The sequence below is a fragment of the Sphingomonas azotifigens NBRC 15497 genome (assembly GCF_002091475.1).
Classification (GTDB): Bacteria; Pseudomonadota; Alphaproteobacteria; order Sphingomonadales; family Sphingomonadaceae; genus Sphingomonas; species Sphingomonas azotifigens.
In genome coordinates this window covers 24014-47897 of sequence record NZ_BCTR01000042.1, presented here as the reverse complement: position 1 = coordinate 47897, position 23884 = coordinate 24014, and the positions used below count along the sequence as shown (strand labels likewise).

The window sequence follows — 23884 nt, the reverse complement described above, 5'->3', positions numbered from 1 at the left end:
CGATTTCGGCGCCAATGGATCCCCGCCTTCGCGGGGATGACGCGGAATCTTGCCGAATGCGATGGGATGACCACCGCGTCGTAGTCCGTTCCCCCGGCGTCAGGCAGTCTGCGCCGCGCGGATCCGCTCCAGCACCACGTCGATGTCCCCTGCATCGTGGCGCTCGGGAACGCGCTGGTCCTCGGGCCCGGTACTGCGATTGACCAGCCGTCCGCGTCGCACCGGCTCGCGCTCGGCGATCTCGGCGGCCCAGCGCAGCACGTTCGGATAGTCCTGGGCGTTCAGGAACACGTCCGCCCCGGCATAGGTCTCGCCGCGCACCACCGCGCCATACCAGGGAAAGATCGCCATGTCGGCGATCGTGTAAGTGTCGCCCACCATGTAGCGGTTGGCCGCCAGATGGGTCTCCAGCACGTGGAGCTGGCGCTTGGCCTCCATCGCATAGCGATCGATCGCGTACTGGATCTTGATCGGCGCATAGGCGAAGAAATGGCCGAAGCCGCCGCCGAGGAACGGCGCCGAGCCCATCTGCCACATCAGCCAGCTGAGCGTCTGCGCGCGCTTCGCGGTGTCGGTCGGCAGGAAGGCGCCGAATTTCTCGGCGAGGTGAATCAGCATCGCGCCGCTCTCGAAGATCGGCAGCGCAGGCGCGATCGAATGGTCGACCATCGCCGGGATCTTCGAGTTCGGGTTGATCGCGACGAAGCCGCTGCCGAACTGGTCGCCCTCGCCGATATTGATCTTCCAGGCATCGTACTCGGCGCCCGTATGGCCGGCGGCGAGCAGTTCCTCGAGCAGGATCGTCACCTTCTGCCCATTGGGCGTGCCGAGCGAATAGAGCTGGATCGGATGCTTGCCGACCGGCAGTTCCTTGTCGTGCGTCGCGCCCGAGACCGGCCGGTTGATGTTGGCGAACTGGCCGCCATTGCCCGGCGCCCATTCCCACACCTGGGGCGGGACATAGCCGGCGGGAAGGTTGTTCGCGGGATCGGGGGCGTCGGCCATGCTGGTGTCTCCTCAGGCGGGGCTTGCCGGCGGCATGTAGGAGGCCGCCGGCTGGTTGCCAGCCCCACGCACGACAAAGGGCCGGGCGCGGCCATCGCCACGCCCGGCCCCTGTCAGGACTGCGCTACGCTTACTTGAAACGCAGGCCGACGCCGGCCATCACGCGCTGGCGCGCGGTATGGTCGCTATACTGCGAATAGACATACTGGACGTTGGCATAGAGCGGCATGCGGGTCTGCTCGCCGGTCAGCGAATATTCGACGCCGCCGCCGACCTGATAGCCGTCGGTGTTGAAGTGATCATAATAGCCGCCGGTCGGCGTATCGAGCCGCTTGCGCTGCTCGTTGTTGACGTAACCGCCCTTGGCGAAGATCAGCAGCTGCGGCGTGGCGAGCACGCCGGCGCGGACGGCCGCACCATATTCGTCGAACGACTTGTGGCAGACGGTGCCGCCGCTGGCCGCCGAGCAGTTCTCGGTCCAGTCGCTCGCGCGCCAGTAGCTGCCCTCGGCGCCGATCACGATCCGCTCGCCGATCTGGCCGTCGAAGCCGATGGTGCCGCCATAGCCGAACTTGTCGTTATGGTTGCCCTGCGACTGGAAGCGGTCGCCGCCGGCATTCGCCTCGATGCGGATGCCGCGGAAGCTGGTGCCGTTGCTGCTGGTGGTGGCGGTGTCCTGGGCCTGGGCGGCCGTGGCGGTGAAACCGAGTGCCGCAATCGCGACAATAAGCACTGAACGCATACGCATACTTCCCTTTGAAAAATGGGCCCTGTCCCCGCCCCAACCCCTCACGGCGGAAAGGTTTCCGCGTTGCGGCACAAAGCAGTGCAACCGTTGCATTTGTGCAACATCGTGCAAGTGGCCCCAACAGGCATCCCGCCGGCTTGCCCCCGATCGGACCGCCGGGCAAAGGCGCGGACATGGCCTCCCTCTCCCCCTGGATGCGCGTCGCCCGCGTGCTGCTGCTGGCCGCCGGCGCGGTGCTGCTCTGCTATGCCATCGCGCTGATCCCACGCGAGGTGCACCCGCTGGAGCGCACCTTCAATTCGATGCTGGCGCACCTGCTGCAAGGCCGGCTCGACGTGGATCCCGCCATTGTCGGCCGGGAGGGGTTTGCGGTCGATGGGCGCGTCGTCGCTTACTGGGGCATTCTGCCCGCATTGCTGCGACTGCCGCTGACGCTGTTCCCCGGTTGGCAGCAGCTCGATTTTACCATCGGCGCCTGCCTGGTGGCGATTGCCGGCATGATTGCGACGAAGCTGTGGACGCTGCGGCTGATCCGGCGTGCGCTGCCGGCGCTGCCGGCCTGGCTGTACCGGGGCATACTGGTCGCGCTGCTGTTCTCGGGTGCACAGACCGGCTTCCTGCGGTTCAGCCTCTATCAGGAAGTCTGCCTCTGGGGGGCGCTCTGGGGGGCGATGTTCGTCGCCGCGGCGATCCACGCCCAGTTGCACGGCCTCGGCCGGGGCGCGTTGCTGGTGATGGCGCTCGCGGCTGGCCTGGCGATGCTGACGCGCGTCTCGCTGGGGATCGGGCTGGTCGCCGCCTTTGGTGGTGTCGTGCTGGTGGAGACGGTGCGCCGGCGCGGCGATCTTCAGCCCTGGTTCCGGACCGCTGCGGCGGCGCTGGTGCTGCTCGCGGGGCTGGGTCTCGTCACCGCGCTGGTGAACCTCGGTCGCTGGGGCAACCCCTTCATCTTCGCCGATTATCACCACTATCTCTACAATGCCCGCTATCCCGATCGGGTGGCGCGAATGGCCGCACAGGGGCTGTTCAACGTCCAGCGCATCCCGTTCGGGCTGGTCTATTATTTTGCGCCGGTCTGGGTGCTGCAGGGTACCGACGGGCACCTGCTGCTGGAGGCGGTCCGGCAGAAATGGATCGACGCGGCCGAGTTGCCGCCCAGCAGCTTCCTGCTCACCGATCCGCTGCTGCTCGCGCTCGGCGGCGGCGCGATTTTCGGTTGGCTGCGGCACGCCGGCCCGGACCGCGCGCGCGCGGTGGCGATCGCGCTGGGGCTCGCCATTCCGATCGGGCTGATGCTGTGCGCGGTCAGCATGAACTATCGCTACCGGCTCGATTTCTACCCGTGTTTCGAGTTCTGCGCCTTTTCCGGGCTGATCCTGGCCGCCCGCGGTGGCGGCGCTCCCGGCCCTCGCACAACGGCGCTGCTCGCGCTGGTCTCGGTGCTCGGCACGCTGCTCGTCTCCGCGGCCTATCTGGTCAGCCGACTGGGGCCCGCCGAGCTGCTGATCGGCGGCGGCATCGGCAATTATTACCTCGAAGCCTTCGGACTGCGCTGACCCACGTCAGCGCAGCGAAACGCGCCCGCCGGCGTGGCGCTCCAGCCGCCCCGCGAGCTCGAGTTCCAGCAGCACCATCTGCACGACCGCCGGCACACAGCCGGACTGGCGGATCAGTTCGTCGACGGCGACCGGCACCGGACCGAGCAACCCGGTGATGCGCGCGCGATCCGCATCCCCGGCATCCTCGATCGGCGCGTTGCCGAAGCGGTTCGCAGGGGTACGCACGCCGCGCGGATCGATCGGACGCACGCTTTCCCAGATGTCCTCGGCCGATTGCACCAGGATCGCGCCCTCGCGGATCAGCAGGTTGCACCCTTGCGCCCGCGGATCGAGCGGCGAGCCGGGCACGGCCATCACGTCGCGCCCCGCCTCCGCCGCGATCCGCGCCGTGATCAGGCTGCCCGAGCGCGGCGCCGCCTCCACCACGACGGTGCCCAGCGAGAGCCCCGCGATGATGCGATTGCGCGCCGGGAAGAAGCGCGCCAGCGGCTCGGTGCCCGGCGGCTGCTCGGTGACGAGCAGGCCCTCCGCCGCCACGCGTTCCTGCAGCGCAGCGTTTTCGGGGGGGAACGCGATGTCGATCCCGCTGGCGATGACTCCGATCGTGCCGCCGGCCAGCGCGCCTTGATGCGCGGCCGTGTCAATGCCGCGCGCGAGCCCCGAGACCACCGTCGCCCCGCGCTCGACCAGGCCGATCGCGAGCTCGCGCGCGAAGCGGCAGGCGGCGGCGGAGGCGTTGCGCGCGCCGACCATCGCCACGCAAGGCCGCACCATCAGATCGGTGCGCCCCCGCAGGATCAGCGCCGGCGGGGCGTTCTCCAATTGGGCGAGCAGCGGCGGATAGGCGGGATCGTCGATGAACAGGTAGCGGCCGCCGAGCCGCTCCACCGCCGCGATCTCCTGCCGCACGGCGCGCAGATCGGCGATCCGCGGCGCCCGGCCGCCGCCGCGCGCGGCAAGCATCGGCAGCGCGTCCAGCGCCGCCTCGGCCGAGCCGAATCGCGCCAGCAACTGGGCATAGGTAACGGGACCGACATTGGCGGAGCGCAGCAGCCTCAGCCGCGGCTCCCGCCCGTCAGCCACGCTTGCTGCCGAGCCTGGGTTCGGACCCGCTGAGCAGCCGGTCGATATTCTCGCGATGCTTCCACAGCACGATCAGCGCGAGCGCGAGCAGCATCAGCACCAGGTCGATCCGGCCGAAGAACGCCGCGCTCACCGGCGCGCTGATCGCCGCCGCCATTCCCGAGACCGACGAGATGCGTACCGTCGCCAGCAGCCCGAGCCAGACCGCGGCATAGACGAGCCCGGACGGCCAGTGGAGCGCGAGCACCACCCCCATCAGCGTCGCCACCCCCTTGCCGCCGCGGAACTTCAGCCAGACGGGATAGCAATGGCCGATAAAGGCAGCGGTCGCCGCCAGCGCGGCGGTGCCGGGGAGGAACGCCCCGGCGATCAGCACGGCCACGGCGCCCTTGGCCATGTCGAGCAGCAGCGTCGCCGCCGCCAGCCCCTTGCGGCCGGTGCGCAGCACGTTGGTGGCGCCGATATTGCCCGATCCGATCTGGCGCAGGTCCCCCGCCCCGGCGGCGCGCGTCAGCAGCACCCCGAACGGGATCGAACCAAGCAGATACCCAAGCAACAAGGCCCCGGCCGGGGCGATCCATGGAATTTCCGTGGGCAAAGCGGCCCCCTTTCGTTCCTGCGTCTAGCCGCTTCCCTTACCCAAGCGCAATGACTTGCATCAGCGTGCAGGCACTGCCGCGTTGACGGCGGCGGCGCGGCTCGGCCATGGCGACGGCATGTCGGATCGCCGCCCAGTCCTGTTTTTCGATTCCGGCGTCGGCGGGCTCTCGGTGCTGGGCCCGACCACGGCGCTGCTGCCCCAGGCCCCGCTCGTCTATGTCGCGGATTCCGCCGGCTTTCCCTACGGCACCAAGAGCGAGGCGGAGATCGCCGCGCGCGTACCGGCGCTGCTCGGGCGGCTGGCGGAGCGCTATGATCCGCGGCTGATCGTGATCGCGTGCAACACCGCCTCCACCATCGCGCTCCAGCATGTCCGCGCGGCGCTGGACCTGCCAATCGTCGGGACGGTGCCGGCGATCAAGCCCGCGGCGGAGACCAGCCGCACCCGCACCATCGGCGTGCTCGGCACCGCCGCGACGGTGCGCCAGCCCTATGTCGACGATCTCGCCGCGACGTTCGCCAGCGACTGCACCGTGCTGCGCCACGGATCGGCCGCGCTCGTCGAGCTGGCCGAGGCCAAGCTCGCCGGCGAGGCGATCGCGCGCGAGGCGGTCGCCCGGGAACTTGACGGGCTATTCCGTCAGCCGGGGGGCGAGCGCATCGACGTGATCGTCAATGCCTGCACCCATTTCCCGCTGCTCGAAGACGAAATGCGTGCGGTCGCGCCTGCAGGCGTTCGGTTCGTTGATGGCGGCCCGGGCATCGCCCGCCGAGTCGCCTATCTGACCCGCGACCAGCGCTGGCCCGCCGATCCGCCCCCGGGCCGTGCAGTATTCACCGCCCGCGACCACCACGCCGACGCGCTCGCGCCCATGCTCGCGCGCTACGGCCTCCGTCGGATCGAAACGCTGTAGGCGTCAGGCGAAGTCGCCAAGCACCGCCTGGGGATCGCGCACCGCGACCTTCGCGGTGTAGCGTTCGGCCATCTCCTGGTGGACACGCCGCGCGCTGCTGTCTTCGCAATGCCGCGCCCGTTCGCGCTCCTGCCGGGCGCGCCGTTCGAAATATTCGATGTCGTTCTTCGCCATGGCTGCTCTCCGATGCCAAGCGGGAGCGCGAGTCGTCTCTCCGCCGCGGACATGCTTGCGCTCCGAGTCGTCCGCGATGCACATTGTTTACCACAGGAGCACCGAAAGATTGCTGATCTGAGGCAAGCCTCGATCACCGGCAGGGAAATTTTTCATCAGTGCGGCAGCTGTTGCGCGGCGCCCGATACCCCATCTCACTGGCGCAGGGCGGCCCGGCCATGCACCCAAAGTCGCACGCCGCCTATACGGTGGTTCACGTGCTGGAATTGCGGGAAAGTTAAGGGTAGAGAACGGATCCATGCAGCGCCAAGACGCCCCCGCTCCCGCGATTGATTATACGCGGGTCTTCACCCAGGCCATCGACCGCCTCCATGCCGAGGGGCGCTACCGGGTCTTCATCGACATCCTGCGCAACAAGGGCATGTTCCCCAATGCGCGCTGCTTCGCCGGGCATAACGGGCCGAAGCCGATCACGGTGTGGTGCTCGAACGATTACCTGGCCATGGGCCAGCACCCCAAGGTAATCGCGGCGATGGAAGAAGCGCTGCACGATGTCGGCGCTGGCTCGGGCGGCACCCGCAATATCGGCGGCAACACCCATTACCATATCGATCTCGAGCGCGAGCTGGCCGATCTGCACGGCAAGGAAAACGCGCTGCTGTTCACCTCGGGCTATGTCTCGAACGAGGCGACGCTGTCGACGCTCGCCAAGGTGATGCCGGGCTGCATCGTCTATTCGGACGAGCTCAACCATGCCTCGATGATCGCCGGCATCCGCAATTCGGGCTGCGAGAAGCGGGTGTGGCGGCACAACGACCTCGCCCATCTCGAGGAGCTGCTGGCCGCCGACGATCCCGCGGTCCCGAAGCTGATCGCGTTCGAGAGCGTCTATTCGATGGACGCCGACATCGCGCCGATCGCCGAAATCTGCGATCTGGCCGACAAGTACAATGCGCTGACCTATCTCGACGAGGTCCATGCCGTGGGCATGTACGGCCCGCGCGGCGGCGGCATTTCGGACCGCGAAGGGCTCGCGGACCGGCTGACGATCATCGAGGGCACGCTGGGCAAGGCGTTCGGCGTGATGGGCGGCTATATCGCCGCCGACCAGGTGATCATCGACGTGATCCGCAGCTATGCGCCGGGCTTCATCTTCACCACCTCGCTGTCGCCGGTGCTGGTCGCAGGTGCGCTGGCGAGCGTGCGCCACCTCAAGGGCTCCAGCATCGAGCGCGAAGGCCAGCAGGCCGCCGCCGCGACGCTCAAGCGGCTGATGGCCGAGGCCGGGCTGCCGGTGCTGCCGTCGACCACCCATATCGTGCCGCTGATGGTCGGCGATCCGGTAAAGGCCAAGAAGATCAGCGACGTGCTGCTTGCCGAATATGGCGTGTACGTCCAGCCGATCAACTACCCCACCGTGCCGCGCGGCACCGAGCGGCTGCGCTTCACCCCCGGCCCGGCGCATGACGAGGCGATGATGCGCGAGCTGGTCGACGCGCTGGTCGAGATCTGGGGCCGGCTGGAGCTGCGACTGGCGGCGTAGGCCGCCCTCCCACACCAGCGTGGATGGACATGCGCGACGCGCGGCGACGGGCCTCGTCGCCAGCCCGTTTCGCGTGGCACCGAGCGCCTGCGTTCGCCATGCCGCCTTGGGGAAGGACATGCAGCGCAGTCCGCACCTCCGCCAGCGCTGCGGAACCCCAAAAAAAGTTAACCCTGTTATCCGTATATTATGCAGCCCATCTATGATGTCTCATAGAGCTTGAACGAAACCCGGAGTCTGTCAGCCTGTCCGGGTTAAGGGGGGAGCATAATGCAGCTGGAGATTTCCACGCCGGTTCCGGCGGTCGACGACGCGCGCCTTGAGACCGTCGTCGAACGGGCGTTCAAGGCCATGGCGGACGAGGGCGCGAGCGGCATCGCGCCCGCGCTGGCCCTCATGGCCGATGCCGGCAGCACGCTCGACTTCAACGACGCGCAGACGATCTTCGTCCAGATCTTCGCAGTGGCGACGGAGGGGCTGGACGGCTGGGCCTCCCGCACGGTCTACCGCGCGCTGGTAGGATGTCCGCCAGCACTTGCCGCGGACATGCGCCGCTTCCTGCACGCCGCGCTGCTTCCAGATGGCCACTACGATCCGTCTGCCCTTCCCGACACGCTCCTGCTATGCGATCTCGCCCTGCACGCGGCCGAAGGCGCGTGGCGGGAGGCCATCGCCCTGCTCATTTCCGAGGCGCCACAACGCAGCCAAATGTTCCACAACGGCGTGGAGCAGCTCCATCCGATCATCGACCCCTATTTCGACTTCAAGCCGAAATTGCTGATCTGGGACCTGGACGACACGCTCTGGCAAGGGACGCTGGCAGAAGGTGACGAGCTCCACCTGCTCACGCGGCGTGCGGAAATCGCCACCGCCCTCAACCAGCACGGCATCATCTCGGCGATCTGCTCGAAGAATGATTTCGAAACCGCCAAGGCCAAGCTCGAGACGCTGAACCTCTGGGACAGCTTCGTCTTCCCCCGGATCGCCTTCGCGCCGAAAGGCGCCGTCATTGCCAACATGATCGCCGATATGCAGCTTCGTCCCCAGAACGTGTTGTTCATCGACGACAACCCCCACAACCTCCACGAGGCTGCCGCCTTCGCGCCGGGCATCCGCACCATCGACGCGCGCACCCCGGAGTGCGACGCGTTGCTGGAGCGTATTCTCGTCGATCACCAACACGTCACGCGGGATCGCCGTGACGAATACCGCATCCTGCAATGGAAGGCGGAAGAGCGGCAAGCATCGGCGCTCGCAAAGGAAGATTTCCTGCAATCCAGCGACGTTCGCGTCCTGATCACCCAGTTGACCGAAAACGTGCAGTTCGCCGACCGCATTGAGGAACTGATCAACCGGTCCAACCAGCTCAACTATACGAACTCGCGCGTAGCCGCGGGCTCGATGACCGATTTCATCCTCAACTTCACTCGCAACTTCACCTATGCCGTTTTTGTCCGAGACAAATATGGCGATTACGGGTTGGTCGGCTTCGCGTCGGTGGATTGCACGCGTACGGCGGTGGAACATTTCGTCCTGTCCTGCCGGGTGATGCACATGGGCGTCGAAGCCGCGATGCTCGACCGGATTCACCTGATCTTCAAGGTGCCCAAATTCCCTGCGGAATCGAAGCCGTTGCCGCTCGAATCGTCGAAGCACATCACACTGGAGACGTCCGAGGACCCGGAAAACCTGGAACGTATCCGCAAATGGGCAAACGAGGCCCCTGCGCGGAATGCGGATCTTCGCATCATGTTCGACTGTCAGTCAGGCGCGTTGCAGCATTACAGCCGCCACCGCGACACCATCGATATCGACGGCTATCCGCGGCTGTTCAGCCTGCCGATGATGGAAACCGGAGAATATGCCCGGCAGCATTTCCCGAAGCATCTCGTGCTCGCTGCCACCACCGATTATCACCCATGGCGTTGGGTGTTACGCAAGCTTCGGATCAGTCGGGAGCTGTATGCACGTTGCGCCAGGGCCTTTTCCGACCATCTGGCGCAGGGGGACCATCGCCTGCTCGTCGTGCTGCCGCCGGAAGACTGCCCCGACCATTATTACTACGGCACCGAGGCAATCGACGGCGTGAGTTTTGCGGACAATTACCTGTTCTTCAACGAACTCTGGCGGACCCTTGCGGCAGAACGACCGGACCAGATTCAGTTGCTGGAGCTCACCGGCAAGTTTCCGCACAATGAAATGACCTGTGCGGGCCACTATTTCCCGCAGCGGCTCCGCGAACTGTCGGGGTGGATCGACGATTGGTATGCGGCCGCCCGGGAGCCGTCCTGACAGGAACGGAAGGACGCGGGTGGCGGCAATGCCACCCGCCGTTCAGGCGCGCCGCAGCACCGCGCTCCAGGTATAGCCGCGCAGCGACGCGCGGAATTCGGCCGTCATCCCCTGCTCGGCGGCGATCCCCTCCACCACCGCGCGCAGATCGGCGCGGGGATAGACGTGGAAGGCGTTGAGCTCCTTGAAATGAAAGCGCTTGGCGAATCCGGGCAGCCGCTCATACTGGCCGAAATCGACGATGTGCAGGCTGCCGCCCGGCGCCAGCGCCTTGGCGCCCAGCGCGATGGCTTCCTTCCAGGGCGGGATCATCGACAGCGTGTAGCTCATGAACACGCGGTCGACCTGTTCGAGCCCGAACAGCGTGCCCACATCGAACGCCCCGGCATCGCCCTGCGCCAGCGTGATCTTGTCGCTGAGCCCGTGCTTCGCCACCGACTTGCGCGCGGTATCGAGCATCGCCTCGCTGATGTCGAAGCCGTGGAAGCGCGCGTTCGGCCAGCGCTTGGCCGCGACGATCAGGTTGCGCGCGGTGCCGCAGCCGACCTCAAGCACGGTACCGCCCGGAGGCGGCGCGAGCTCGCGGATCAGCCGATCGCGGCCGAGCAGGTAGAATTTGCGCGTGAGATCGTAGAAGTGGCGATGGAGCGCATAGGTCGCATCCATCAGCCCCTTCTGATCGGCAGCCCCGGCCTTGGCGCTCATGCGTGCGGCTTCAGCGTCCAGACATGGGTCGCGCCATAGACCGACGAACGGTCGCGGCGGGTCCAGTCGTCGAGCTTGGCCTGGTCCTCATATTGCCACTGGTTCATCAGCTCGTCGGGGATATGGCCGCGCACCACGTCCGGCACCGCGGCGGTGCGGTAGAGCACGCGGGCGCCGGGCTTGGCGGTGCGGGTAATCTCGGTCCAGATGCGGGTCAGCTGCTCGTCGGTCATCCAGTCCTGCGCATCGAGCAGGATGTAGCGATCGAGCGACTGGGCCGGCATCGACTCCAGATAATCGGCATAGTTGGTGTGGCGGATCTCGACGCGGTCGGCGCGCGAACGCACCGCCTCATAATTCTTGCGCTCGAGATAGGGCGGCAGCGGCGCGCCCTCATGCTCGCCATAGCCGCGGCCGAACGCCTGCCAGGCGTAGAAATTGTCCTTGAGGTCGAAGTCGCAGGCGAGCTTGCGCAGGCGGCTGCGCAGCGCGCCGGTGATGCCTTCCTGGTCGTCGACCTTGAGCAGGTCGTACTGCGCCGGCGGGATGCCGAAGCCGAACAAAGCGGCGGGCTGGTCGACCATCCAGCGCAGCAGCTTCTTGTCGAAGAACGGCGCGAAGCGCGTCTCGAAGATCTGGCGCTGCTCCTCGATGCTCCTGGCCGCGAGGATTTCCTTCGGATCGATGCCGTAGCGGTGCGCCAGCCAGTGGACGAAACCGATCAGCCGGCCGAGCAGGCCCTGGCGATAGAAGCCGGTCTTGAAGCCGTTGATCCGGCGCACGCCGTTCGGCGCGCGGCCTTCCCAATAGGCGCGGGCGCTGTCGTCGAGATGCCCGCGCAGATAGGTCTTGTACGCGTCGATATTCTCGGGCCGGTTGGCGAGGCCGAAGAAGCGGTGGAACGATTCATAGTCCGGCAGGCGCAGCGCCGCCTGCTGCTTGAGCTTGTTGAGCGCGATATGCGCTGGGTTGAGGTCCACCGCGGTGATCTTGGCCGGGTTCGCGGTCAGGTAGGAGAAGACGTTGCAGCCGCCCGATGCGATCGTGACGATATGGCTGTCCGGCGTGATCTGCAGCGCTTCCATGTCGATCACCGGGTCTTCCCAGATCTGGGCGTAGACCAGGCCGCGGAAGGCGAAGGTGAAGGCGCGTTCAAGGATGCCTTCCTTCGAAAGATGTTCGTGGCGGTGCACCGCACCGCGAACCGCATCGTTCTTCGGCGCCTTGGCGATAGATGACATTCGAAACGACTCCCGGCGTACGAGCCTGCCCGGCGCCCCGCCGAACCTGCTCTCCACCCCCTGTGACAAAAGCTTTGCAGCCTTGTGACAAGGGCCACCGGAAATCAATCCTTCGCCAGACCTCAAGCCGGGGACCAGTTGGTATCGCCGACCCGCTGGCACGTCATGGTGAAGAGAGCGGCGGCCGGCAGCGCGGCGGCCGTGCGCGCGACCTATCAGCCCGAGATGCGACGTCGCGGCTGGCTGCCGCATACGCGCCGAGGAAAATTCGCGGGCGCCTGCAACCTTTCGACCCGTCGCACCGAACCTATATCGAAACTGACATCCTCACGAGGTTCACCATGCCGATCGATCGCCGTCAGCTACTCGCCGCCGTCGGAGCGGGCGCCGTTGCCCTGCCCCTGTTCGCCTGCAGCAACGCTCCCGCCGCGCCGCTCCCCAACTTCCCGTTCAAGCTGACCGACGCCGAATGGAAGAAGAAGCTGAGCCCGGCTGCCTATAACGTGCTGCGCAATGGCGGCACCGAGTACCCCTTCACCAGCCCGCTCAACAAGGAACATCGCAAGGGCGTGTTCGACTGCGCCGGCTGCGCGCTGCCGCTGTTCGACTCGGCGACCAAGTTCGACAGCGGTACCGGCTGGCCGAGCTTCTATCAGCCGCTCGACAACGCAGTGGTGACGCGAAGCGATCGCAGCCTGGGGATGGAGCGTACCGAGGTGCTGTGCCGCCGCTGCGGCGGCCATCTCGGCCATGTCTTCGACGACGGGCCGAAGCCGACCGGGAAGCGTTATTGCATGAATGGGGTGGCGCTGCGCTTCACGCCGCGGGCCTGATCAGTTGGCGCTGGCGAGCGTCATCCTGGGGAGGCTGAGCGCGGCGACCTGCACGTTCGCCCAATCGCTGGCCGGCGCGGCATCCGGATAGATGAAGCCGTTGACCGGATAGGCCGAGAGGCCGAGGCCGGCGGTGCGGCCGTACCACACGCGCACTTCGCTCCAGTCGCCGTTCGGCGAGACGTCGACGGCGCGGACGTCGCGCTCGATCGCGCCCGGGCGCGACCAGTTGGCGTGGGTGAGCAGCACTTCGCGGTCGCTGATCACCTGCGACACCATCGCGACATGGCCCATCGGCATGCGTGCGGTGCGCTGGAAGGACATCACCGCGCCGACCTTCGGGGTCTCGCCGCGCTGGTACCGGCCGGCGGCCTGGTCCCACCAGGTCCAGGCATTGCCGCGCAGTTCGACGCCGGAAGCCTGGCGCGCGAACGTGACGCACTGCCAGAAGGTGCCCTTCGCCTGGGCGGGGACGGTGGTCATCAGGGCGCAGAACGCCATCAGCGCGAAACGCACTGCAAAACGAGTGAACAAGTTTTGGACCCCCCGGTCAGGAACGAAGCGGTTGAGGGTTGCTAGCCAAACTATAGGACGGCCGTATAGCCCTGCGGCGCACCGATCCGACGAACCGTTGGAATGGGCCGACGAGGTGCGCTGAACCGTTTCTGAACGGTGGGAACTCGAATGAAGGGTGCGCATTGCCGCGCGGCAGGCATTCGTTCGCATTGCCCGGGCCATAGGACGGGCCTACGGGATTATACGTTGGGATATCAGCACCCTAAGGATGATTGCGTAGCGCGATCGTTTCGTCGCAAACCAATGTTGCGTCGCAGCACGTTTTAGGTTCCAATGCTCGTGGGGATACGGAAGGGTCATTAAGCTCTGCGTTAACCAGTGCGGAGCATGATCCTCTCCACGGGGCCAGAAGGAACCGAGCGGGAGACGTAACGATGGCTGCACGAGCAAAACCGGCCGAAGGCGCGATGACGCTGGCAGAAATGAAGGAATTCGCGGGCTTCGCCGCCGGCACCCAGCGCTATGTGCGCCGGTCGCTCGACGTCGGGCTGGAACGCGACGACGCGCTCTCGCGCTGGTCGCGCGACGTGGTCGAGGCGGCGAGCATCCGCGCCCAGGCCCGCATCTACGAGCGACTGAAGGACATCCGCACGCTGCTGCCGAACGACAGCGACCTTGGCGCGATCGAGCCGTTCATGGCGCCGCTGGTGACGCTCTCGGCGTTCGACCTCGGCCAGGGCCGGCTGACCAGCTTCTCGGCCTATCGCTTCCTCTACGAGCGACTGCTCGGCGCGGAAGTGCGGCCGTGGCTGCCGGCGGCGTTCTGCTCGGCCTCGGCGCTGCCGCACCTCCACCCGGACCTGCGCCGCAAGCTGCTCCAGTCGATCAGCGAAGCCGCGGCGACCGCCTCGGGCTGGTCGAACCGCCAGCCGAGCTTCTTCCCGCAATGGGTGGAGAAGATCGACACCAACGCGCTGCCGAACTGACCGGCTAGCGACACGCCCGCCATCCCATCTCGCCGCGTGCAGCCTGGTCGTGATGGAGGTGGTCGCGGTGGGCGGCGTTGTAGTCGGGCGACAGCACCGTCGCGAACAGCCGGCAGGCGCCGTCCCGCACCGCGCGCAGGAAGGCCGGCTTGCCCCCTTCCCCCTTCCAGTCGTTCAGCACGCTTACGCGTCGCCCGTCGGCGAGAATGAATGCGGCGATGTCGACGGCGTTGGCGCGCGCGTGCTCGCTCCAGTCGCCGGTGGTGCGGCCATACATGCGCCGGCAGGAATAGCTGCCGAAATGCTCGATCCGTACGACGCGCGTGCCGAAATGCTTCTGCGCCGCGGGCTGGACGATATTCCACTCCCACAGCGCCAGCCCCGCCGCCACCGGACAGGCGGTGCCGAGCGACGCCGGGCTGAACGCGATCGTCCGCGCGCCGCCGCTGGTGAACCGCACGCCATTGGCATAGCCGCATTGGCCCTGCCGCTGCACCGGCGCCAGCTTCTCGTAGCGCACGCCCGCCTGGGTGAGCAGCGCCCGGCACTGGCCGTCATCGGCGCCCAGCCCCGCCAGCTTACGCCCGGTAAAGGCGCCGATCGGCTGCGACAGGTCGAGCGGCGTCCACGGCACGTCCTGCGGGCGGCTGCGCGTCCACATCAGCAGGAGCAGCGCCCCGCCGGCGATCAGCGCGAAGACGAGCAGCACCCAGATGGTCTGCTTGAGCGCCTTCACGCCCGCACCACGCGGTCCATCCGCTCGGCGGTGATCGGGTAGCCCAGCCCTTCCGGGATACACAGCCAGTCGACGCCGGCGCGCGACTCGACGAAGGGGGTGATCGGCTCGATCGGGAAGCGGCGGGCATGGGCCATCGCCGAGTCGAAACTGTCGAACAGCGCCAGCCGTTCCAGATTGCGACGGGTGGGATAGATCAGCATCGCCTCGCCGCGATCAGCTGCGTCCACGGCATCCTGCGCGGTGATCCAGCACAGCCGGACATTCTCGCTGCCATCGACCTGTGGCGCGGCGCTTTCGGGCGCGCGGGCGAGGTAGAAACGGGCGTCGAACACGCGGTGCGGCAGGCCGTGGGGCAGCCAGCGGGCGAACGGCACCAGCGCGTCGAGGTCGAGGGTGAGCCCGGCCTCGGCGAGCAAGTGCGCAAAGGGCTCACCGGCATGCAGCGCGGTACGCATGATCGCGAGAGCGTCCGGGTCGCAGGTCAGCCCCAGCGCGAGCCCGGCTTCCTCGATGGTCTCGCGGATCGCCGCGACTCGGGCGGCGGCATCGTCATGGCGGTCGGTCAGCAGATGATCGCCCGGATCGATCCGGCCGCCCGGAAACACCAGCGCACCGCCCGCAAACGCCATCGCGCGCGAGCGCTCGACCATCAGCAGTTCCGGCGGCCCGCCCGCCACGTCGCGCATCACGATCACGGTGGCGGCGGGGATGGCTTCGGGCGACGACATCGCCCCGGCTCTACGCCGGGCCGCGGACGCATGCCAGCCCAGCACATTTGGGAAGGGTAAGCAGCACCCTCGAAAACCCTCGTCATTCCCGCGAAGGCGGGAATCCATTGCCCTGTGCGCTGGGGGAAGAACCGGGACTTCAGCGCCAATGGATCCCCGCCTTCGCGGGGATGACAAGGTACGTTGGTCCTATGCAGTCCCCCTGCCCTGACGAGAGGAGCAGCCCCCCTTGCGCGGGCGGCCGATCTCGAACGCGAGTGCCCCGCTTACCAGCCGGAGGCGCGCAGGCGCAGGCGGAACACCTGGTCGCTGGAGGTGATGAACAGCGTCTTCCCATCCTCGCCGAAGCAGCAATTCGCCGCCTTCTTGCCGGTCGAGATCAGCCCCAGCCGCCGTCCGTCCGGCGCCACGACATGGATGCCGCCCGGCCCGCTGGCATAGAGATGCCCGCTCGCCGCCACCTTCATCCCGTCGGCATGGCCCTGCAGCCCGGCCGCCGTGCCCGCGCGATGGTCGAGGAAGATCTTCCGGCCCGTCGCGAGGCCATCCGCGCCCAGCAAATAGGCCCAGGTATAGGGCGCGGCATCATCCGACACCGAGACATACAGCGTCCGCTGGTCGGGCGAGAGGCCGATCCCGTTCGGCCGCGTCAGCTTCGATTCGATAAGGTGCACCGTGCCGTTGGGGTCGAGCCGGTACACGCCGTTGAACGGCAGCTCCTTGAGCGGCGACTGGTCGCCCTCGGTGAAGCCATAGGGCGGATCGGTGAAATAGATCGCCCCGTTCTTCGCCTGCACCAGATCGTTGCAGCTGTTGAAGCGCTTGCCCTCGTACGTGCCGGCGAGGATCGTCTTTTCCTTGGTCTCCAGGTCGACCGCCGCGATCGCGCGGGTGCCGCTGTCGGCCATCAGCAGCTCGCCCTTGCGGCCCTGGATCATCCCGTTCGAGCCCGCCTCGCGCACCCCCTTGGGGATCGGCCCGGCGAGGCCGGAGGGCACCAGGAACGGCTTGGTCTCCTTGCCGTCCCAGCGATAGGCGATGTTCGCCGGCACGTCGGAGAAGAGCAGATAGCTGCGATCGAATGCGCTTGCCCCGCCTGCGGCGCCGCCGGTCACCGCGCCGTCGCGAATCCATACCGGGCCCTCGGCCCATTGGATGCCGCTCGAAATCACCTCGAGCGGCGACTCGATGTCGAGCAGCGCGTCGAGCTCGGGATCGAGCCGGGTGATCGTCCCCTCGCCCGCCGCCTGCGCGATGCCGGGCAGCAGCGGCAGCGCGGCAAGGCCGCCGAGCAAGGTGCGGCGGGTGGTGGCGAACATGGTCAGCATCCCCTCAGACGAACGGCCATAGCAGCAGCGCCATGGCGAAACTGGTCAGTCCCGCGATGGTGGCACCGATGGTCCAGCTGCGAAAGGTCTGCGCTTCGGTGAGGCCGAGATATTGCTTCACCAGCCAGAAGCCGGTGTCGTTGACATGGCTCGCCACGGTCGCCCCTGCGCCGATCGCGACGGTGACCAGCGCGATCCGGTCGGGCCCCAGTCCGGCTGCGGTGATCAGCGGCGCGGCCAGCCCCGCCGCGGTGACCATCGACACCGTCGCCGACCCCTGCGCGACGCGGACAAAGGCGGAGAGCAGGAAGGCGAAGACCGGAATCGAAACCTGCGCCGCCTGCACCGCCATGGTGATCTGCTTGCCCGCGCCCGAGTCGATCAGCACTTCCTTGTACGCCGCGCCTGCGCCGATGATCAGCACCATCAGCCCGGCAGGCTCCAGCGCGCGGGTGCTGATCTTCGACAGCGTCTCGAACCCCGCCCCCGCGACGAAGCGCAGCCACGCCATCGCCGCCAATACCGCGAGGATCAGCGCGGTGAAGGGATGGCCGAGGAACACCAGCGTCGAGCGCGCCAGCCCCGGCGCCATCGTTTCGCTCGCCACCGTGCCGATCAGGATCAGCGCCAGCGGCAGCAGCATCGCGGCAAGCGCCGGGCCGAAGCCGACCGCGTTGGTCTGCGGCGCGCCCTCGTCGAGCATCGGCGGCGCACCGATCGCGCCATAGCCGGGCGCGCCATGCGCCAGCTTGGCGAAGACGGGGCCGGCAAGGATCGCCGAGGGGATGCCGCAGATCAGGCCATAGAGCGCCATCCGCCCATAATCGGTGTGGAGCAGCTCGGCGACCGCGACCGGCCCCGGATGCGGCGGCAGCAGCGCGTGCATCGTCATCAGGCCGGCGAGCAGCGGCAGCGCGAAATAGGTGACGCGCCGCTCCGCCCGCACCGCCAGCGTGGTGAGCAAGGGCGCGAGGATGATGAAGGCGACGTCGAAGAACAACGGCACGCCGATGATGATGCCGATCGCGGTCAGCGCCCAGGGAACCCGCTTCTGCCCGAACAGGTCAAGCAGCCGCCGAGCGATCGCCTGCACGCCGCCCGATGCCTCCAGCATCCCGCCGAGCACCGCGCCGAGCCCGATCACCACCGCGACCGAGCCGAGCGCCTCGCCCGTACCCTTCTTGATCGCCGCGATCACCGCCTGCGGATCGTTGCCGAAGACAAGGCCCGTCGACAGCGCGACCAACAGCAGCGCGACGAAGGGCTGGAGCTTGAGTCGCAGCACCAGCAGGATGACCGTCGCGATGCTGCCTGCGACGATGAGCAGCGTATGCCAGGGTTCGCCCATCACGCAACCTCCACCTTCGTGGAAAGCGACGCGGCAGGCACCTGCCCTTCGGCGGCGGCGGTGATGCGGAACTTCGCCTCGCTCTTCAGATCGGCAGAGGAGGCGCCGGCCATCAGCCGGATGTCGCCCGCCTCCACGATCCACTTGCCGTCCCGCCAGAAGGCGAATTGCTCGGGCGTAAGGGTGAAACGGACGGTGCGGCTCTGCCCCGGCTTGAGTGGTACACGGGCGAAACCGCGCAGCTCCGCCACCGGCCGCGAGACCGTGGCGACGGGATCGTTGGCGTAGAGCTGCACCACTTCCTCGACCGCGATGGTGCCGCGATTGGTGACCTGCACCGATGCGGTGATCCGGCCGCCGGGCGCGAGCGTCTCGCCGCTCAGCGTCAGCGGGCCATAGGCGATCTCGGCATAGGTGAGGCCGTGGCCGAAGGCGAAGAGCGGACCGATATCGGTATCGTGATAGCGTGCGCTGTCCACCGCCAGGTCCGGATTGGCCGATCGGCCGGTGGGCAAGTGGGCGTAGGTTTGCGGCGATTGCCCGGTCCGGCGCGGCATGCCGATCGGCAGGCGCCCCCCAGGGGCGGCCTTGCCGGTGAGGATCTCGGCGATGGCGGGGCCACTCTCGATGCCGAGCAGCCAGGTCTGCAGCACCGCAGGCACCCCGGCCAGCTCGCGTTCGAGCGCGAGCGGGCGGCCGCCCATCAGGATCGCGACGATCGGCTTGCCGGTGCCCTTCAGCGCCTCCAGCAGCGCCGCCTGCCCCTCGGGCAGGCCGATCTCCGCATAGCTGCGCGCCTCGCCGGTGCGGTTGAAATCCTCGCCGAGTGCGACGAGCACGACGTCCGCGCGCTTGGCTGCCTCGACCGCCGCCGGAACATCGGTGCCCGGCTGATAGTCGGCACCCGCAAGTGCCGCCTTGAGCGTCACCGCGTCGGTCGCCTGCCCGCGTGCGCGCCACGAGCCGATCGCCGAAGACGCATCGTCCGCCAGCGCGCCGATCAGCGCGAGCTTCGCGCCCGGCTTGAGCGGGAGCACCGCGCCTTCGTTGCGGAGCAGCACCACCGAGCGCTTCGCAAGATCGCGGGCCTCGGTCCGCCGCAGCGGCGCCTTGTCGCGCGCGGGATCGCCGAAGCCATAAGGATCGTCGAACAGCCCGAGCCGCGCCTTGGTGGCGAGGATGCGACCCACCGCCTCGTCGATCAGCGGCACGAGGCTCGCGTCGGCCGTGGCGGCTTCGGCGAGGTACGTCGCGTAGCTGCCGCTGGCCATGTCCATGTCGACGCCGGCCTTGAGCGCCAGCACGGCAGCTTCGCGCGCATCGGCGGCGATGCCGTGGTTGACCAGTTCGCGGATCGCGTTCCAGTCGCTCACCACCAGCCCCTGATAGTGCCACCGGGCGCGCAGGAAGCCGCGCACGAGATCGGCATTGGCGGTCATCGGCACGCCGTCGAGCGCGTTGAACGCGGTCATGAAGCTGCCCGCACCTGCCCGAGCGGCGGCATGGAAGGGCGGCAGATAGACTTCGTTGAGCGTCCGCGGGCCCACCTCCGCGCTGTCGTAATCGCGCCCGCCTTCCGCCGCGCCATAGCCGACGAAATGCTTGGCGCAGGCCATCATCCGCATGCCCTTGCCCAGATCCGCGCCCTGGAAGCCGGCGACCTGCGCCTCGGCGATGCGGCTGCCCAGATAGGCATCCTCGCCCGCGCCCTCGACCACCCGGCCCCAGCGCGGATCCCGCGCGACGTCGACCATCGGGGTGAAGGTCCAGTGCAGCCCCGCCGCCCAGGCCTCTTCCGCCGCAATCCGCGCGGCCTGTTCGGCGACACGTGCGTCCCAGCTCGCCGCCAGCGCCAGCGGCACCGGCAGGATGGTGCGATAGCCATGGATCACGTCCATCGCGAAGAGGAGCGGGATCTTGAGCCGCGATTCCTCCACCGCGACGCGCTGCAGGTCGCGCAGCGGCTCGGCGCCGGCGACGTGCAGGAACGAGCCCATCTCGCCCTTGCGCACCCGATCGAGCATCGCCGCGTCGAGCTTCGAGTTGAGCGACTTCTGCCGCCCGCCCGCGATCTGGTTCATCTGCCCGACCTTCTCGGCCAGCGTCATCTGGCCGAGCAGCGCCTGGATGCGCGCGCGGTGGTCGGCACCCAGCGGCCGGGCGGCGCGGGCAAGCGGGGTCCAGGCGGAAGCGGCGAGCACCGCGCCCGCCGCCAATACGTTCCGGCGATTCATGCCTGCCTGCTTCATGCCAGCGTGATCGCCCGATGCTCGCGCGCCGCGCGGTAGATCGCCTCGATCAGCCGCATGTCGCGCAGCCCCTCCTCGCCCGAGACGATCGGCTCGCGCCCGCTCAGGATGCATTCGGGCAGATGGTCGAGCTGGCGGACGAACTGGTTCTTGGCCGGCTTGGGCAGCTCCACCTGCTCGCGCTTGCCGTCGATCCGGGTCCACATTTCCTGCCCCTCATAATTGGTGGCGGGCTCCAGCTCGACCCAGCCCTTGCGGCCGGTGACGCGGTAGTGATTGTGGTTCGAGCTGTAGCTGGAGACGCAATTGGCGATCAGCCCGCTGGGGAAGCGGAACTGCCAGTCGATCCGGTCCTCCACCGTCTTGAAGCGCGGATCGCTGCGATCGGTAACTTCCATCGCGCTGACCTCGACCGGCTCCTCGCCGGACAGGTAGCGTGCGGCGTTGAGGCTGTAGATGCCGATGTCCATCATCGATCCGCCGCCCGACAGCGCCTTGTCGAGCCGCCACTGGTTGGGCGCGGCGTAGAAGCCGTGCTCGGCGAAGATCAGCGTCGGCTTGCCAAGCGCACCGGACTTCACCGTCTCGATCGCTTTCAGATTGTACGGCTCGAAATGGCATCGATAGCCGATCATCAGCTTCTTGCCGGCCTTCTTCGCCGCCGCGATCATCGCCTGGCATTCCGCGACCGAGACCGCCATCGGCTTTTCGCACATCACATGCTTGCCGGCCTGGTGCGCGCGGATCGTGTATTCGGCGTGCATCGAGTTGGGCAGCACGACATAGACGATGTCGATGTCCGGATTGTCGCGGATCCGGTCGTACGTCTCGTAGCTGTATTGATGGGTCTTGGGGATGCCGTACTGGGCGCCGTATTTCTCGAGCTTGGCCGGGGTGCCGCTCACCAATGCCTTCAGCTCGGCGAACTCGCAGTCCTTGAGGTTGGGCATGATCTGCTGGGTGGCATAATAGCCGAGGCCGACCACCGCATAGCCGAGCTTGCGCTTGGGCGCCGCGGCCCCTGCCGATCCGCCGAGTGCGCTGGCCAGTACCCCGGCGCCGATCCCGCCGAGCACGTCGCGTCGCGTTCCCATGATCCTTCTCCTCGTCCCCTGCGGCTGGTGCGCGCCGCGCGGCCGATAGCGGTATCAACAATCCCGGAGACGGGCCAGTAGCTCGGGGTCGTAGATGGAAGCCGCTGGAATCAAAGCGGAAGGGTCACCATCGCACATAATCCGCCGCCATCGCGACGGCGGAGCTCGATATCGCCGCCATGCGCCCTTGCCGTCGCGCGCGCGCTGGCGAGGCCGAGGCCCATCCCGCCGGTGTCGCGGTTGCGCGAGCGCTCGCCGCGGAAGAAGGGATCGAACACCCGCTCCATGTCGTCGTCGGGAATGCCGGGTCCACGATCGCGCACGGCGACCACCGCTTCGCGCTCGCGCCGCACGAGCACCAGCTCGGCGCCGCCGGCATATTTGACGGCATTGCCCACCAGGTTGGCGAGCATCGCCTTGAGCGCGATCGGGTCCGCCTCGATCACCACCGGATCGCCGCTTTCCAGGGTGACGGCGGCGCCGCGATCGGACGCTTCGTCGACCACCGTCTCGGCGAGCGAGCGAAGGTCGAGCGGGCGGCGCACGCCGATGCGGCTGCTTTCGCGCACATAGGCCATCACCGCCGAGATCATCGCCTGCATCTCGCGAATGTCGCACTCGCAGGCGGTGCGGATCGCCGGATCGGCATCCTCGATCCGCAGGCCCAGGCGCATCAGCGGGGTGCGCAGATCATGCGCCACCGCCGCGATCATCGTCGCGCGATCGTCGACATAGCGGTTGAGCCGCGCCTGCATGTCGTTAAACGCGCGCGCCGCCTCGGCGATTTCGGCGGGTCCGTCGAGTTCGATCGGCGGCGCGCGGGGATCGCGGCCCAGCCGCTCGGCGGCGCGGGCGAAGGCGCCGATCGGCCGGGCGAACCGCCGTGCCATCGCCCAGGCGAACGCCGCCGCCGCCAGAGCCGAGAGCAGCAGCCAGGCGATGACGAACAGCCGCCACGGCTCCAGCCCCTCGCCCGGGCTGACCGTGCGCCAGCTGCCGTCGGGCATCCGCAGCGCCGCTTCGAACCCGCCGGTGATCAGCACGTCCTGCGCCGCGGTCGCACTGGCGGGCGCGGGCGCGGGCGGCACCCCCGCACGATTGTAAACCGGCGCACGCTGCAGGAAGCCGACCGGGAAGCGCAGGATTACATCGTCGCGCGACACGTCGAGCGCGGTGGCCAGCGCCACCTCGGTCCGCTCCGCCCGCGGATTCCAGGGCTGGCGCTCGACCGACTGGGCGCGCAGCACCTCGAACCCGTCCGGGGCGGCGCTGGGGTCGCGCATCGCCTGGACGATCTGGCCGACGGTATGCAGCTTGGGGCTGGGCGTCTGGACCCAGAAGAGCAGCGCGAAATTGAGCAGCTGAACGACCGCCACACAGGCGAGCATCCGCACGAAGATGCGCAGGAACAGCGGCGACCGGGACGCCGCCGCTGCCTTGCTCATGCGCGATTCACGCGCGGCACGAACAGATAGCCCTCATTGCGCACCGTGCGGATGATCTCGTCGGCGCCCGAGCGCAACTTGCGGCGCAGGCGGCTGACCTGCACGTCGATCGCGCGGTCATAGGCATCGGAATCGGGCCCGCGCGCCGCGGCGAGCAGCGCCTCGCGGGTGAGCACCCGGCGCGGCCGCTCGATGAACACGCGCAGCACCGCGAACTCGCCATCGGTCAGGCCGACCAGCACGCCGGCGGGATCGAACAGCTCGTGGCTGCCCAGGTCGATCCGCCATCCCTCGAAGGTGTAGACATCGCCCGCCGGCGGCGCCGCGGTGCTGCCGCGCTTGCGCAGCGCCGCGCGCACCGTTGCCAGGATCTCGCGCGGGCTGCACGGCTTGGGCAGATAATGGCCGGCGCCGACCTCGAGACCCAGGATCCGGTCCTGCTCCTCGCCGAGCGCGCTCAACAGGATCACGTCGGGGCCGTCGGCGGTGGTGATGCGGCGGCAGGCCGAGAGGCCGTCCTCGCCCGGCATCATCACGTCGAGGATCACCAGATCGACCGGCATCTTTTCGAGGATGGCGTCCATGTCGCGGGCGTTGGACGCCGTTTCCACCCGATAGCCGCGCGCGCCCAGGCTGTTCGCAAGCAGAAGGCGGATGTCGCGGTCGTCATCGACCACCAGCAGGGTCGCGGGATCGTCGGAAGCGGGAAGCGTTGCCATACCTAAACTCGACTCATCTACCAATCCGCCCCCGT

Annotated in this window: 22 protein-coding genes; 6 read left to right on the top strand and 16 right to left on the bottom strand. The window is 67.9% G+C overall.

What is annotated here, in order from left to right; translation table 11 throughout:
- Nucleotides 1–99: 99 nt before the first annotated feature.
- Nucleotides 100–1005 (bottom strand): glutathione-dependent disulfide-bond oxidoreductase, encoded by a 906-nt coding sequence (gene yghU, locus SAZ01S_RS15020; protein WP_084583082.1) that lies wholly within the window; start codon nucleotides 1003–1005, stop codon nucleotides 100–102.
- Nucleotides 1006–1135: 130 nt separating this feature from the next.
- Nucleotides 1136–1747 carry an outer membrane protein gene (locus SAZ01S_RS15015; RefSeq protein WP_084583081.1) on the bottom strand — a complete coding sequence of 204 codons (612 nt, stop codon included), beginning with the start codon at nucleotides 1745–1747 and terminating at the stop codon, nucleotides 1136–1138.
- Nucleotides 1748–1926: 179 nt separating this feature from the next.
- Here SAZ01S_RS15015 and SAZ01S_RS15010 point away from each other — a divergent pair, with 179 nt between their 5' ends.
- Nucleotides 1927–3309 (top strand): hypothetical protein, encoded by a 1383-nt coding sequence (locus tag SAZ01S_RS15010; RefSeq protein ID WP_139810094.1) that lies wholly within the window; start codon nucleotides 1927–1929, stop codon nucleotides 3307–3309.
- Nucleotides 3310–3315: 6 nt separating this feature from the next.
- Here SAZ01S_RS15010 and dprA read toward each other — a convergent pair whose 3' ends face one another.
- Nucleotides 3316–4395: a DNA-processing protein DprA gene (dprA, locus tag SAZ01S_RS15005; RefSeq protein WP_084583079.1), complete on the bottom strand. Its 1080-nt coding sequence runs from the start codon at nucleotides 4393–4395 to the stop codon at nucleotides 3316–3318.
- Entirely contained in the window at nucleotides 4388–4993 is a 606-nt protein-coding gene (plsY, locus tag SAZ01S_RS15000) for a glycerol-3-phosphate 1-O-acyltransferase PlsY (protein WP_084583078.1), read from the bottom strand. Before plsY ends, dprA begins: the two co-directional genes overlap by 8 nt.
- A 118-nt stretch (nucleotides 4994–5111) precedes the next feature.
- On the opposite strand from plsY, the gene murI reads away from it, so the two are divergent.
- Complete coding sequence (murI, locus tag SAZ01S_RS14995; protein ID WP_084583113.1) at nucleotides 5112–5909, top strand: glutamate racemase; 798 nt, start codon at nucleotides 5112–5114, stop codon at nucleotides 5907–5909.
- 3 nt (nucleotides 5910–5912) lie between these two features.
- Here murI and SAZ01S_RS24075 read toward each other — a convergent pair whose 3' ends face one another.
- Nucleotides 5913–6083, bottom strand: a complete 171-nt coding sequence (locus SAZ01S_RS24075; RefSeq protein WP_167693179.1) for a hypothetical protein — start codon at nucleotides 6081–6083, stop codon at nucleotides 5913–5915.
- A gap of 298 nt (nucleotides 6084–6381) precedes the next feature.
- Between SAZ01S_RS24075 and hemA the strand changes: the two genes are divergently transcribed.
- Nucleotides 6382–7626, top strand: a complete 1245-nt coding sequence (gene hemA / locus SAZ01S_RS14990) for a 5-aminolevulinate synthase (RefSeq protein WP_084583077.1) — start codon at nucleotides 6382–6384, stop codon at nucleotides 7624–7626.
- A 270-nt stretch (nucleotides 7627–7896) separates the two neighbouring features.
- Complete coding sequence (locus tag SAZ01S_RS14985) at nucleotides 7897–9918, top strand: HAD-IIIC family phosphatase (RefSeq protein WP_084583076.1); 2022 nt, start codon at nucleotides 7897–7899, stop codon at nucleotides 9916–9918.
- Between the two features lie 42 nt (nucleotides 9919–9960).
- Here SAZ01S_RS14985 and SAZ01S_RS14980 read toward each other — a convergent pair whose 3' ends face one another.
- Nucleotides 9961–10623, bottom strand: coding sequence for a class I SAM-dependent methyltransferase (locus SAZ01S_RS14980; protein ID WP_084583075.1), 663 nt, complete (start codon nucleotides 10621–10623; stop codon nucleotides 9961–9963).
- Complete coding sequence (locus SAZ01S_RS14975) at nucleotides 10620–11864, bottom strand: BtaA family protein (RefSeq protein ID WP_084583074.1); 1245 nt, start codon at nucleotides 11862–11864, stop codon at nucleotides 10620–10622. Before SAZ01S_RS14975 ends, SAZ01S_RS14980 begins: the two co-directional genes overlap by 4 nt.
- 341 nt (nucleotides 11865–12205) lie before the next feature.
- Here SAZ01S_RS14975 and msrB point away from each other — a divergent pair, with 341 nt between their 5' ends.
- Nucleotides 12206–12697 (top strand): peptide-methionine (R)-S-oxide reductase MsrB, encoded by a 492-nt coding sequence (gene msrB, locus SAZ01S_RS14970; protein ID WP_084583073.1) that lies wholly within the window; start codon nucleotides 12206–12208, stop codon nucleotides 12695–12697.
- On the opposite strand, the gene SAZ01S_RS14965 is transcribed toward msrB, so the two are convergent.
- Nucleotides 12698–13180 (bottom strand): CHAP domain-containing protein, encoded by a 483-nt coding sequence (locus SAZ01S_RS14965; RefSeq protein WP_245824908.1) that lies wholly within the window; start codon nucleotides 13178–13180, stop codon nucleotides 12698–12700.
- 467 nt (nucleotides 13181–13647) lie between these two features.
- On the opposite strand from SAZ01S_RS14965, the gene SAZ01S_RS14960 reads away from it, so the two are divergent.
- On the top strand, nucleotides 13648–14199 hold the full coding sequence (locus SAZ01S_RS14960) for a hypothetical protein (protein WP_084583071.1): 552 nt from the start codon (nucleotides 13648–13650) through the stop codon (nucleotides 14197–14199).
- A 4-nt stretch (nucleotides 14200–14203) separates the two neighbouring features.
- On the opposite strand, the gene SAZ01S_RS14955 is transcribed toward SAZ01S_RS14960, so the two are convergent.
- The 8 genes from SAZ01S_RS14955 to SAZ01S_RS14920 all read right to left on the bottom strand — a co-directional run bounded on the left by SAZ01S_RS14955 (nucleotide 14204) and on the right by SAZ01S_RS14920 (nucleotide 23849).
- Nucleotides 14204–14935 carry an extensin-like domain-containing protein gene (locus SAZ01S_RS14955; protein WP_084583070.1) on the bottom strand — a complete coding sequence of 244 codons (732 nt, stop codon included), beginning with the start codon at nucleotides 14933–14935 and terminating at the stop codon, nucleotides 14204–14206.
- Entirely contained in the window at nucleotides 14932–15666 is a 735-nt protein-coding gene (locus SAZ01S_RS14950; protein ID WP_084583069.1) for an NUDIX hydrolase, read from the bottom strand. The genes SAZ01S_RS14955 and SAZ01S_RS14950 overlap by 4 nt, the downstream gene beginning before the upstream one ends.
- 266 nt (nucleotides 15667–15932) lie before the next feature.
- The gene (locus SAZ01S_RS14945; protein ID WP_084583112.1) at nucleotides 15933–16985 is read right to left on the bottom strand and encodes an SMP-30/gluconolactonase/LRE family protein; all 1053 of its coding nucleotides are present in this window, start codon (nucleotides 16983–16985) and stop codon (nucleotides 15933–15935) included.
- 13 nt (nucleotides 16986–16998) lie between these two features.
- Nucleotides 16999–18342 (bottom strand): GntT/GntP/DsdX family permease, encoded by a 1344-nt coding sequence (locus SAZ01S_RS14940; protein WP_084583068.1) that lies wholly within the window; start codon nucleotides 18340–18342, stop codon nucleotides 16999–17001.
- Nucleotides 18342–20576 carry a glycoside hydrolase family 3 N-terminal domain-containing protein gene (locus tag SAZ01S_RS14935; protein WP_084583111.1) on the bottom strand — a complete coding sequence of 745 codons (2235 nt, stop codon included), beginning with the start codon at nucleotides 20574–20576 and terminating at the stop codon, nucleotides 18342–18344. The genes SAZ01S_RS14940 and SAZ01S_RS14935 overlap by 1 nt, the downstream gene beginning before the upstream one ends.
- 11 nt (nucleotides 20577–20587) lie before the next feature.
- A complete protein-coding gene (locus tag SAZ01S_RS14930; RefSeq protein WP_084583067.1) occupies nucleotides 20588–21685 on the bottom strand; it encodes a Gfo/Idh/MocA family protein in 1098 nt (365 codons plus the stop codon).
- A 110-nt stretch (nucleotides 21686–21795) separates the two neighbouring features.
- Entirely contained in the window at nucleotides 21796–23130 is a 1335-nt protein-coding gene (locus tag SAZ01S_RS14925) for an ATP-binding protein (protein WP_084583066.1), read from the bottom strand.
- Entirely contained in the window at nucleotides 23127–23849 is a 723-nt protein-coding gene (locus tag SAZ01S_RS14920; RefSeq protein ID WP_084583065.1) for a response regulator, read from the bottom strand. The genes SAZ01S_RS14925 and SAZ01S_RS14920 overlap by 4 nt, the downstream gene beginning before the upstream one ends.
- Nucleotides 23850–23884: the final 35 nt, after the last annotated feature.